This is a genomic window from Chryseobacterium mucoviscidosis, from assembly GCF_002177115.1.
GTDB lineage: Bacteria > Bacteroidota > Bacteroidia > Flavobacteriales > Weeksellaceae > Chryseobacterium > Chryseobacterium mucoviscidosis.
The window spans coordinates 1-242 of record NZ_MVAG01000242.1 but is presented as its reverse complement, the minus strand read 5'-3'; the positions used below and the strand labels follow the sequence as shown (position 1 = coordinate 242).

Sequence of the window (242 nt, the reverse complement as noted above, 5' to 3'; positions counted from 1 at the left end):
GTTGGCAATGTATTTGACACCAAGCCCATTTTGACGACTGAGAATAACGTCTGACATCGAGTCTTGCTTGTTGAAGTCCTGATCCATATTGGGGATAAAGACGTAAGGAAATTCCAATCCTTTGCTCTTGTGAATGGTCATAAGTTCCACGGCATCTTTAGGCGGTGCGACGGCTACGCTTGCGAGATCGTGCTGGGCTTCTAGGACTTGGTCAATCATACGGATAAAACGAGACAAGCCTT

Annotated in this window: 1 protein-coding gene; it reads right to left on the bottom strand. The window is 46.3% G+C overall.

Annotated elements, in window-relative coordinates:
* Positions 1-242, bottom strand: a 242-nt coding sequence (locus B0E34_RS22995; protein WP_165763048.1) for a 3'-5' exonuclease, incomplete at both ends; no start/stop codon positions are given.